Genomic DNA, 12,371 nt, shown 5'->3' with positions numbered 1-12,371 from the left:
CCCGGACGGGCGACTTGAGCACGCACGGCACGGTCTCACTCGCGGCCCCCGCAGTGCACATCACGGTAGAAGGTACGCGCGCCTTCGTCTCGCTTGGAAAGGCGAAGCAGGTCGCCATCTACCAGCTGTTCGACATCCAGAACCCAGCGTCGGCGGGCACCCTGACGGTGGACGGGCTCGTGGGAGGGTGGGCCTCCGCCGAGCAGACCCGGGTGGCGGGAGGCGTTGCGTATGTGGCAGCCGGAGGCGGCAAGGTGCTGCGGTTCTCCGTTCGCGAAGGCGAGTTGCCCGTGCAGTTGGGACGCGCCACGGTCGTGGGCGATGCTCGAACCCTGGCGTTCATGGGGCGCTATCTCCTCGTGGGAACGTTGGTCCTCGACAGGGCAGGGACGCCCGTCGAGCTGCCCGTGAGCGATCCAGCGGACGCGTCGCTGCCACTCGCGGGAGCGCTCGTCTCCGTGGAGCTCGATACGCTGGACATCCGAGGTACGCAGCCACGTGACGGGGAGGTCGTGTCCCCGGGTGAATCGGCGCAGGTCCTGTTGACCTCGCTACCAGAGGCCACGAGTGCCACCGAAGTGACGCTGTACCAGCGGACGCCTGAAGAGGTGGTTCCCGTGGCACGGCAGGTGCTCGCGGACGCGCAGGGGGGACAGGTGGTCCTCACGCCGTACTCACCGCTGGCGCTGGATACGGCCTACGAACTTCGAATCGGCGCGGGCCTGAAGGACCTTCGTGGCGCGACGTTGGGGACGGCGGGGCGGGTGCGGTTCAGGACCAGCCTGGATGCCTCGCCGGAGCGTCCTGAGATTGCCTCCGTGACGCCCGCTTACGGGCTGACGGTAGGGGGCAATGAAGTCGAGCTCCTGGGAAGCGGGTTCCGAAGCGGATGCACCGTGACGATTGGCGGCATTCCCGCGCCAATACAGGAACTGGCATCCGACGGAAGGCACGTGCGGGTGCTGGCGCCCGCCGGTCAGGCCGGGGCCGCGGCGGTCGAAGTCACGAACCCGGGTGGATTGTCTCACCTGTTGCTGGGGGCATACCGGTACCTGGTGGCTCCCGTGCTGACGGATGTTCAGCCGAGGCATGCGACGTTCAACAGCCGCGCGGTGGTGCGGGTAACGGGCGAGGGGCTCTTCCCTGGGTCGCAGGTCCTGTTCGACACGGTGCCTGCGCACTCCGTGCTCATGGACGACGTGGGAGCGTTGCTCGTGACCGTCCCGGATCAGGTGATCGGCCGTGTGGCGCTGACCGTGCTCACCCCCGGAGCGAATCCACAGCAGGGGACGTTCCCAGGAGGATTCACCTTCACCCTGGCGGAGCGCACCCAGCTCAACGACATGGGCTCCGTGCTGGCTCGCCGGGGCAACCTTGTCTTCGCGGCGCACACGAACGGCAGCCTCTCTGTCGTGGATTTCGCCGTGGCGGGGAGCCCCAGCGTCGTGGGTCCGGCGATCAATGGCGTCAGTATGCCCGTGGACATGGCCATCCACGGGGATGATCTGTTCCTGGCGGGGCGCAGCGAAGTCGTCCGGTACAGCATCGCGGAGAACGTGTGCGGACCTTCCCCGAGTGCGCCTTGCAGCCCCCTGGAACTGGAGCGGGTGCAGTTCGCGCTCGCACCCAACCTCGGATTGAGGGCACTCGCAGCGGGAGGGGCCGGCGCCTACGTCGCCGTGGCAGGGGGGAACGAGCTGGCACTCATGTCCTCGGTCAATGGCGCGTATGAAGTCGTCGCGCGAACGTCGCTGGGGTCTGGGACGGTCATCGAACTGGATGTGGTCGATGACGCGCTGCTCGTGCTCGTTCAGGACGGAACCCAGTCGCGGCTGGAAGTGCGCAGCACCGAGGGCAGCGCCCTGCCGTTGATCGGCGAGATTCCCAGGTTGGGAAGCCCCATGGGAAGCATGGCGCGTGAAGGCAGCCGAGTGGCGGTGTCCGCCGGGACGCAGTTGCACCTCTTTGACGTTACGCATTGGAGCGAGCCTCAGATCCTGGCCTCCGCGGTGGATCCGAATGGCGGTCCCTCCGAGACGCTGACCCTGAGCGGTCCCTGGCTGATGGCCAGCAAGGGAAGTCGTGTCTCCTGGGTGGATACGTCTCAAGGCTCCACGTTGGTGGAGCGCACCTTCGCAAGCGCGGGGAGCTCCGTTTCGAGCGCCGCGATCGTCAATGGTGTCGCGGTGGTGAGCGTCGCCAACTCGCTGCGAGTCTTTGATTTGCCATACCCCACGGTCGATGCCCTGCGGCCTTTGCCTGGCGCAGCCATCGCTCAAAACGGAAGCGTTGCCGTGGGACTCCCCGCGGCGTTGCCAGGCGCGGTGCTGTCGGGCTCAACGCTGCAGCTCTGGGATGGCGCGCAGCAGGTGAAGGGCAACACGGCGACCTCAGGGTCGGCGCTGACGTTCGTTCCGTCGGATCCTCTGGGTTCGGAGCGAGCCTACGTGGCCCGGTTGGAGCTGGCGTCGCTGCCCGCCGTGAAGGGGGGAAGTCTCCTGGCTCCGTGGGAGTATCCCCTGTGGGCGGGAGGAGCGCCGGTGTCCCTCCGGGTGGATGAGGTGTTGCCAGCCAGTGGCCCGATTGCCGGAGGGATTCCGGTCACGGTGTCGGGCTTCGGGTTTCGGCCCGCTCCGAAGGTGCTGATCGGCGGCGTGGAGGCCGTGATCGTTGGGGAGGTGCAGGACGACCTTCTGACCGTGACGCTCCCTCCGTCCGTGGCCGCGGGGCCGGCGGTGGTCCGGGTCGTCCGTGGTGACGGCGCGAGCGCCGCTGCGGTGACGCCATTCGTGTATGTCGCGCCAATGAGCTTTGTCGACGTGACGCCGCGAACCGTGGACATGGCGGGCGGCTGGGTCACGATTTCGGGCGTTGGCTTCCACCACGGTTTGGAAGTCCGTTTCGATGGCGCTGTCGCGTCGACCCAGGACAACCGGGCCACCCGCGTGCAGGCACTCGTGCCCCAGGGAGCCCTTGGCCACCTGTCGCTCACACTGTCTCAACCCGGCTCCGATCCAGTCGTAGTTCCAGATGCGGTCTACCGCGGTGACGTGCGCGCCCCGGAGTGGGAACGCATCGAACCCATGGACACCATCGGCAATGCGAACGTGCCACTGACGTCCGTGTTCGACCTCCGGTTCGATGAGCCGTTGTCGACCGCGAGCGCCGACCTGTTGCAGTTGCGCCTCCACCCGTCGGGTGTCCCCGTTTCGGGTGTGTCTCAACTCCTGGCGGATGGGCGAACCCTGCGGTTCACCCCTGCGGAGAGCCTCCGTTCGACGACGCAGTACGCCGTGACCGCCACGGGAGTCACCGACGTCGCTGGCAACGTGGCCCGAGCCTACAGCCGGACGTTCCGCACCTTGGACATCGTGAAGCCGACGGTCCAGATCCGCCGTTCGGGCGGCGCCATCGTGGTGGACCAGGACGCATTCGCAGCGGACGTGAACTGGTCGTTCCAAGTCGTGGGTACGGACGACAGCGGGCATCCCGTGACGACTGCCCTCAGCGTGAATGACATGCCCGTGCTTCGCTCGCCCGGTGGCCACTATGAGTACCGGTGGTCCGAAATTGAAGAGGGCACCTCCCAGCGCCTGACGGCGACGACGACGGATGCGAGCGGGAACATCAGTGATCCCGTCAACGTGGAGATTCAGGTCGTCAAAGACTCGCCGCCCGCGGTCACTATCCAGCAGCCTGTCGCTGACGTGACTCGGGGAGAGGGTGGCACGGAGAGCGTCGTCGTCGTGGCCATCGACAACTCGAGGGTCACCTCGGTCGAGCTCCACGTGGACGGCATCCCTCTGGCGAAACTGGAGGGTCAAACGGGAGCGAGCGTGACGCTGACTCGCGCTATTCCCCTGCGGCTACTGAAAGGCTCCGTGACCAGTGAACAGCGCGTTGTGACCGCGTACGCCATGGACGACAAGGGCCTGGTCACCGCCGCAGATCCGAGGGTCATCACGGTGACGCGGGATTCCGTGCCTCCGTCCGTGGTGGTGCGGACGCCCATGACAGGTGCGCAGGTGGTGGGCGGCTCGATCGTGTTGATGGAGGCCATTGCCTCGGACGAGAACGCCGTCAATGAGGTCGAGTTCTTCGTTGATGGAACCTCGGTCGGTCTGGCGCATGGGCAGCCGTGGCGAGTCTCGTGGCAAGCACCTTTCGTGACGAGCGCTGTGCCGCACGTGGTTCGAGTCGTCGCACGTGATTTCAGAGCCAACGAAGGCGAGGCCACGGCCTCGTTCACAGTAGATCCGTCGCCGACTCGGCCATTCGCCGAAATCACTTCGCCAGATGCAGGTACGAACCTTGTGGAAGGCAAGCCGTTCGGAGTGACCGTCAATGCGGCCGCCGCTGTTGCGATCGCATCTGTTCGTGTCACGGCGGGAACCGATGAACAGGTTTTGACGCAGCCGCCCTGGCAGGCGCAATTTACGGCCCCAGTGCTGGATGGAGGCACGGCGCCACTAGAAATCACGGCGGAGGTGACGGACAAGGCAGGTGTGTCGAGTCAGGCGGCTCGCGTCCGGGTCAACGTCGCGGACGATGGCCAGAGCCACGTGGGGGTCGCGCTCGCGCATGAGCCCTCCGGTCCGCTGCTCCTGGGGGGGACAACGCTCACTCTGACCGGTGCGACAGACGCAGGAGTGCCTCCCGAACTGTCAGCCAGCCTCGCGGATATCCAGTTGCCTCTGCAAACCGCTCCTGATGGAGCTTCGCGAGAAACGCTGTTGCCGGAAGGCCCCGAAGGTGCCGCCGTCGTCATGCGCGCAACGGTCCAGGCTCCGGGCGGGGCGTCCGCGGTCGCCGAGCAGCAAGGGGTGTTGGCTGTGATGGCCGTCGGCCAGGTCCGCGTCGTAGAGGACGCCGAGGACAGCATGGCCCCCGTGGCCTTGGTCTCTAGGGGAGATCATGTCCTGGTCGTTCGCTCGGATGGTGGGAGTGGTGGCGAGCTTGAACTCCGCACCCGGCAGTCGGGTGCAAGAGTGGCCTCTCACCGCTTTACTGGCACGCCCGTGGGCGCCGTATTCGTCGGTAATGAGATCGTCGTGGCCCTTCGCAAACGAGGGGTGGGAACACTTGAGCGCTTCGCGTTGCCTTCGCTCGAGCAGAAGCCCTCGGACTCGGTGCCACTTGTTCGTGCGCCCAATGCGCTGAATGGCGCTCGGGATTGGATCGCTGTTGCGTCCGATCAAGGAATTGAGTTGCGGCACGCGGACGGCTCCATGGGGCGCCATCTGCTGTTGGGTGACGTGACGTCCCTGGCCGCTGAAGGGAATCTGCTCTTTGCGACGACTGCCACCGAGGTGGTCGCGCTGGACGTGGCGACTGTGCATTCGCCTCGGGAGCTCGCACGTGCTTCCCTCGGCAGTGCATTGAACACAGCGATTGCGGCGCTTGCGGATGGCGGCGTCTGTGTCGCAGGGACCGCGGTCCGTTGTTTCTCGCTGGTCGAAACGGAGCTCGAGCAAACGCAACTGATGAGCCGAGGGGACGCGCCGCTTGGCGCCGAAGCGGTGAATGCCTCGGCCTTTGGTGAGCTCCTGGTGCTGGGAACAGCCTCGGGTGCCCGCGTCATGGATGTCCGCGGTTCGCCCATGAGCGCGGGTGTGTACCCGGCGCTCAAGGGGAGGGCCACCTGGGTCCCGGGGGCATTGATTGCTGGAACGGCAAGAGGCGTGGCGCAACTTTCGATGATTCGCGGCCCCGCGACCCCCCAGATCGAGTTGAGCCTGCCCTCATCCGCGACTCAGGGAACGCGGGTTCCGCTGGCCGCAGTCGTGTCGGATGACGCACTCCCGCTCAACGGATTCATGGCGGACGTGTCCGTCAATGGGGTTGTCGTGGAGAGCCGGAACACGCGGCTTCCTCTTTGGGTTGATCTGCCCACGACAGGTTCTTCCGCGTCCGTGGAGTTGAGGGTTCGCGACCTCGCGGGCCGGCAGGCCGTGGTGCAACGCGAGGTCTTGCTGAGTGCTCCTGGGCAGGAAGAGGGGCCGTCTCTTGCTGACGTGAGCATGCCCGCTGAGGTTGGGGAGGGGGCCTACTTCCCGATCGTGGTACGGCCAGACCACCCGGCACAGGTCGCGCGGGTAGAGGTGTCCATCGCGGGCGGCCCCCCGGTCATCTTGGAGTCGCCCAGGTTGGCTGGCGAACTCCTTGCTCCCGATGTTCCGACGGGAACGCCTAGCGAGGTTCAGGTCACGTTCGTTGCGCTGAACACACAAGGGACTCGAGGCACACCGCTGACACGGACGGTGCTGGTGCATGACGGAGCGGGGATGTCACGCCCCGTCATTGGTCTGCTGCGGCGGGCGGATTCTGGGCCCATCTACGAAGGCGCACTTGTCACGGTTGAGGTGGCTGTCGAGACCGCGTCGGGAGGCGAGAGCATCCTTCTTCGGATAGACGGAGAGGAGGCGGGTCGGAGGGCCGGGACCCACGCACTGTTGCCTGTGCGGATTCCCTTTGGCGGCGGAGCTCGGACGGTGAATGTGACCGCGGTGGCACGCAACGGGGTCGGCTACGAGTCCGAGCCGGCAACCCTCGTACTCAATGTCGTCGATGATGTGACACCGCCAGTCCTGACCGACATCCACACCGCCCCATCGGGCGAGTACATCGCGGCAGGAAGCGAATTGACCGCTGGCGTTGTCGCAACCGACAACGCTGACCTGGAACGCGTCTCCCTCGAGTTGTCCATTGACGGGGTTCGCCAGGCTCGCGGTGGATGGGGGCTCGCGTATCAAGTCCCTGGCGGAATGTTGCGGGGCACGGTTTTGACGCTCACTGCGCAAGCCGAGGACCGGTCGGGCAACGTTTCGACCCTTTCGGTGAATCGGACCGTGGTCGATCCCGTCCAGCCCCAAGAAGTTGCAAGTATTTCGCTTGAGAGAGCGTCACACGTCACCCGGTTGGGGGACCGGGTGTATGTCTCCACGTCGACAGGCCTGTGGATCGGACAGCTGAGTGGGCCGGTGAATGAGCTCTCGCTTGAGGCGCTCGGGACGCTGACAACCCCCAAGGCTCCTGTTGGATTCGCGGTTCTCGATCAACATGTGGCCCTGGCACTTGGGGAGCAGGGCCTCTGGTTTGTTGACGTCAGCGTGCCAACATCCCCACGGGTGGTGTCGAAGCTTCAAGGAATCTATTCCAGCGTGGGGGCATCCAACACGTTTCATGCCACCCGAATTTCCCCTACCAACTCTACATATCGAGTTGAGGCTATTGACATAAGCGATCCGACTTCTCCCGTCGTAGCCGAAACTGGTTCTTCTGGTTCTAGCTCCGTGAGACGCTTCGTGGGAGGCCATCCGGAAGGGCCGATTGTCATTCAGGGCACTTCATCGATATCCGTCCCAATCCTCCATGGCACGAATAGCGTGCATCAGTATGAATTCAACCTGATCCCGGATCCGGATCAGGTTCGGGTTGCGGAGAGAGATGGGGACCTTGTCGTCATTGGCACCGATCGAACGCTCCGCGGATTCGCAAGGAACGCCACTTCAAGTACGCACTATCGGGTCCCTGCTATCCCAGTGTCAGCAGGAATCCGGGCGCTGACAGTCGTGCGCGGAATTGCCTATGCGCTCAGTGACGACGGCTGGTTGCTCGTCGTGGACTACCGCGAGCCGTGGACACCTCGGGTCATGTCTCAAACTCGGCTGCCTGCCAACGATGTCCAGATCCGGGGCGGAGTCATGCTCGTGGCCAGTGACACGGGCGTTCAGGTCATGCGCCTGCCTGAATCGTCTGCGGGTATCGACACTGGAAGCATCGGGGTCGGAAACTTTGCGCTTGGACTTTCGCCATTCCGGGGAGGCGCATTGGTGGCGGCCGGGTCGTCCGGATTGCGCCCCATTGATGTTTCCGGAGGACGAGGGCCGACCCTCAGGGAGGTGTCCCTGGCAGGGGCTGACATTCGGCAGGTGGAGACTTGGAAGCGCGATGTCATCGCGCTCGACGGTCAGGCCATCCGCGTCGCCGATACAGATGAGCACCTAGAGGGGCGGCTTGGTTGGAATGACAGTACCTCGAATGCGCTTCAGCAGGCCCTCGGTGCCGTGACTCGACTCGCTGTTGCGTCCGACCGCATCTGGACAATCTCTTCGGCGGGCACCGTGAGTTCCGTGCTATGGCCATCGGGAACCCATCGGCAATCACTGGCACTCGGACGCACGGCTTTCGACATCGCAGGCGACGAGCGTCGGGCGCTGGTGGCCATGGGGGGACACGGCGTCGCGCTCATGGGGGTGATGCCGTCGGGGCAACTCCGGCAGCAAACGACGCTCCCTGTTCCGGCCACATTGGTCGCACTGGATGGACACCTGGCTGTTACGAGCGGGGGTAATTCAATCTCGGTCTTTGATTTGAGCGATGAATCGTCGCCGCGTTTGATTGGAACATTGCCAACCGCGGGGACCGTACAGCGCATCAGGATTGAGGGCAGGTTGGCAATCGTGAGCGAAGGGAGCGCTGGCGTTGAAGTCTGGCACTTCCCGGTTGAGGCGCCTACGGAGCGCCTTGCCTTGTTGGCGGCAACGAATGCCCAGGACGCCCAGTTCTCGTCAGGCCGGATTCTCGTTGCGGACAGCGGCGCTGGAGCCTCTGGAATCGTGCGCGCTTACACTGCTCCCGTTGTGGGAACTCCGACTGTAAGAATCCTGAACGCGGAGGGGCGCATCGAAGTACCGGCTGGCGGCGAAGCCAGGTTCGTCGCGATAGCTCGGGGGATTGGGTTGGATGGCGCGGAGCTGTTCGTCGATGGCCGCCCTGTCATGGCGCTGGATGAAACGAGCATGACCGCGAGCTGGCTCGTTCCTGGGTCAGGAGTCGGAAACACTTACTTGGTTCAAATTCGTGCGTATGGTGCGGGAGGCGCTTCCTCATTGTCCTTGCCGGTGGAGGTCTTTGTGCGCCCGAGCACAACGACAGCACCAAGCATGAAAGTAACGAGTCCAGTCCAAGCCACAGTCATCCATTCCGGCGCAAAACTGAATGTAGTTGCCACCAAGAAAAACGGAGTTCCCCCCTTTACCGTTTCAGCGAGCCTGGGCGCAGCCCATCTCGGAACGCTCCATCAGAGCCTGACGAGTCCGAACCGTTTCGAAGGTTCCTTCCGAGCTCCCGTCTTCGGGAGTTCTGGCTCACTGCCATTGACCGTCTTCATCTCGGATGGAGCAGGTCGAACGGCAGAAGCATCCATTCCGGTAAGCACTGTTGGAGATACGCAGCCGCCTGTAACTCCCACTGGACTTCCGCAGACCCTGAGAGCAGGCCCGTTCGTCAACAGCTTGACGCTGCGAGGCACCGACGACGGCGTCCTCTGGCTCGAACTAGAGCAGGATGGCCGATTGATCGCAGTATCACCAGAGGCAGTAGGAAACGTTACACTTCAGCACCCACTCCTGCTTCCTGAAGACTCTGTCGGGCAATCGGTAGCGCTGGCGTTGACCGCCATTGACCAAGCTGGCCGCCGGACACGCGTCTCCCAAGACTACACCGTGGTTGCGGACGGGGCCGCGCCGACCATCAACTTCGCCTCAACCAGCCCGCCCACGTCCGCGACGGAGGGGGCGACCATTTCCATCATACCGTCGGCAAACGACGTGGATCGGGACCTGGCAAGTATTCATGTGTATGCGGACGGCGGCGAAATCGGTTCGACGACTTCGTCGAACATGACCGTCAGTTATACACTTCCCAGACTCAGTGAGCGTCCCAATGTGGTGTTCCGGGCTGTCGCCACTGACTCGCGCGGCCGCACGGCGACAGTCGAGCGCACGACGGTTCTGCAGCCCAATCCGCCCCCATATTTCTATTCTTCGGTGTCGCCAACTCAGCCAATCCAGCGGGATACGGTGAAGGCGTGCGCACAGGCGCACGATGACGTCCGCATCGTCGACCTTGTCGCCACGGTCGATGGGGTCCCCATGACTGAGCCGGGGGCGTGCGCGACACCGACCTGTCGGGAGATTTGCGGAACAATCACGCTAAGTGCGACCGCAACGCAGTTGGAGATTGCGGCGAGTACAACCGACAATCTGGGCGCAACCACGAACCTGGCCCAGACCATCTCCGTGCGCGCGAACCTACCGCCTAACGTCACGTTGAATTCGCAGACCTACATGGTGGTTGGACAACCGCGAGAGTTCCTCGGCCATGCTACGGATGAGCGCCGCCTCGCCTGGGCGGAGTTCCGAGTGGACGGTGTTGTGGTGGGAGATCGTTTGATTTCTCCGTCAAGCGGCAGTTCGCTCCGGCGGACTTACCTTCCCGTATCCAGTGGTATGGCTCGGGTCTCGCTGGTCGTTCAGGACCAACACGGACAAGTGAGCGAGGCCTTCCAAGACGTCGTGGTGCTGGATGCAAGGTATCCGGCGGACACCACCCCTGTCATTGCGGCTGACGACCTCCGCTTCGACGGGCAGGACATCATCATTCGGGGCGGTCAGACCCTCCAAATTGATGGTGCGCATACGTTCAGGAACATGTTCGTCCTGCAGAATGGAGTCGTGACGCATGCCCCCCAGACGACGGAGGGGAGCAACTTCCTGGATCTCACCGTCTCAAATGAGGTGCATCTCTACAGCGGCGGCAAGATCGACGTCAGTGGCCGCGGCTACCTGGGGGGCTGGCAAGCCGGTAACGGCCGCGGGGGCAGAACACAGGGGAATGCTCCGACCGCGCTCTACTTCGCGGCAGGGAGCCACGCGGGCAGGGGCCGGGCTGCAACGGTAGACGGGGCCCAGCAGCGCATGGCCGCCTACGGTGACTTCAGGTCTCCCGTGGAAATGGGTTCAGGCGGAGCGGGAGGCGTCGAGCCAGCGGCGTCTGGTGGTAATGGTGGTGGCTTGGTGCGGCTAAGGACTGCGACCCTGCGGCTGGATGGAGAGGTCCTTGCCAACGGTTCGGTGCCGGGCCTGTCCAACGAGGGTTACGGGGGCGCGGGTGGAGGTGTTCACATCGAGGTCGGCGCATTGACCGGCACTGGAAAGATTGCCGCCAATGGCGTTGGGAACAGCGGCGCGCGGGGGGGCGGCGGTGGGCGCGTGGCAATCTACTACGACTCGACTTTGACCTCTTTCAATTGGAACAGTGTCTCCGCAGCCGGATACTACGCAGGCACGGGTACCGTGTTCCTGAAGAGCGACCTTCAGGAACACGGTGAACTGATCATGAAGCAAGGCTCGCAATGGTCTTCGTCTGCGGAATCGAATGGAGTCACCCGCGTCGACGCCGGGGCCCTCGACCGGATCACAGTAAGCGGAGACAGCTTCGTGGATGTCTTCGGCGATGTGTCGTTGGTGGCGCTGACCGCGGAGTTGAGCAGTGAGCTCACCTTCCACGGCTCCGTATCGGGCGAACTCAATGTGCTGAATGTATTGACTGGCGCGCATGTGAGCCTGCGCAAGCCTTGGGCGTTCGCCCCCGGGGTGGCGGTCACGATCTCCGGAATCAGTTCGGAGTTGAACGTGGTCGGTGGCGCCACATTGAGCCTGAACTCATTGAGCGTGACCGGCAATCAGTCCTACCTGAGGCAGCAGCGTCTTGTAGACGGGTTGCCTGCGACGCTCGAACTGGACGTTACCGGCCCTGTCGTTGTTGGAACATCCTCACACATCTCCGTCGCGGCCCAGGGCTACCTGGGAGGCCGGCAGCCGGGGAATGAGAGCCGTCGCGGAATGACGTTCGGAAATGAACTCTCCGCGTCGGATACAGCCGCAGGCAGCCATGCCGGACTTGGTTCCAATCCTGGCACCGATCCCGCCATGCCTGCGTACGGCGACTACAAGCTCCCCTTGACCTTCGGTTCGGGGGGGCCGGGAACCGCGAACACGAGCACGAAGGGCGGAAATGGTGGCGGCGCTCTGTTGCTGAAGGCCGCGAGCTTGTCCCTGGCCCAGGGGGGGACGCTCGACGCCAGTGCAGTAGGCCAACATGGTTCGGGAGGGAGCATCCTGCTCGAGGTCGGATCATTGTCCGGAACGGGCACGATCAAGGCAGAGGGGACGGGCAATGGTGGCGGAGGACGCGTGGCTGTTTATTACGACATGGAGACAACGTCGTACACGTGGACGAGTATCTCCGCGGCTGGCTTCGGTGAGGGCGGGGCGGGTTCCGTCTTCCTGAAGGCATATCAAGAACCGTTTGGAGACCTTATTTTTGATAACAAGGGCCGAATCGGCACCCAGACCCGTAGCGGACCGACGCCGCTTTTTGGGACGCCTGAAGGCGTCCAGCATTTCCGCAACTTCACTGTCCGTGGCAGAGCCGCGGTAGCGACACCTGACACGCTGGAAGCCACCGGTTCGGTGACCGTCGAAAACGGCTCACGTCTCCAATCCCAGAACATCAATTTCCCATGA

At 64.0% G+C, this 12,371-nt stretch carries 1 protein-coding gene (only partly in view); it reads left to right on the top strand.

Going from position 1 to position 12,371, the window contains the following annotated elements; all coding sequences use genetic code 11:
• Window positions 1–12,371, top strand: partial view of an Ig-like domain-containing protein gene (locus HNV26_RS02585; RefSeq protein WP_171439502.1) — the end only. It extends 18,691 nt beyond the left edge of the window; only the last 12,371 of its 31,062 coding nucleotides appear in the window; its start codon lies off the left edge, out of view; the stop codon is at window positions 12,369–12,371.

The organism is Myxococcus xanthus (assembly GCF_013116825.1).
Lineage (GTDB): Bacteria > Myxococcota > Myxococcia > Myxococcales > Myxococcaceae > Myxococcus > Myxococcus xanthus_B.
The sequence above is the reverse complement of the archived record's forward strand: the minus strand, read 5'-3'. Positions and strand labels throughout refer to the sequence as shown.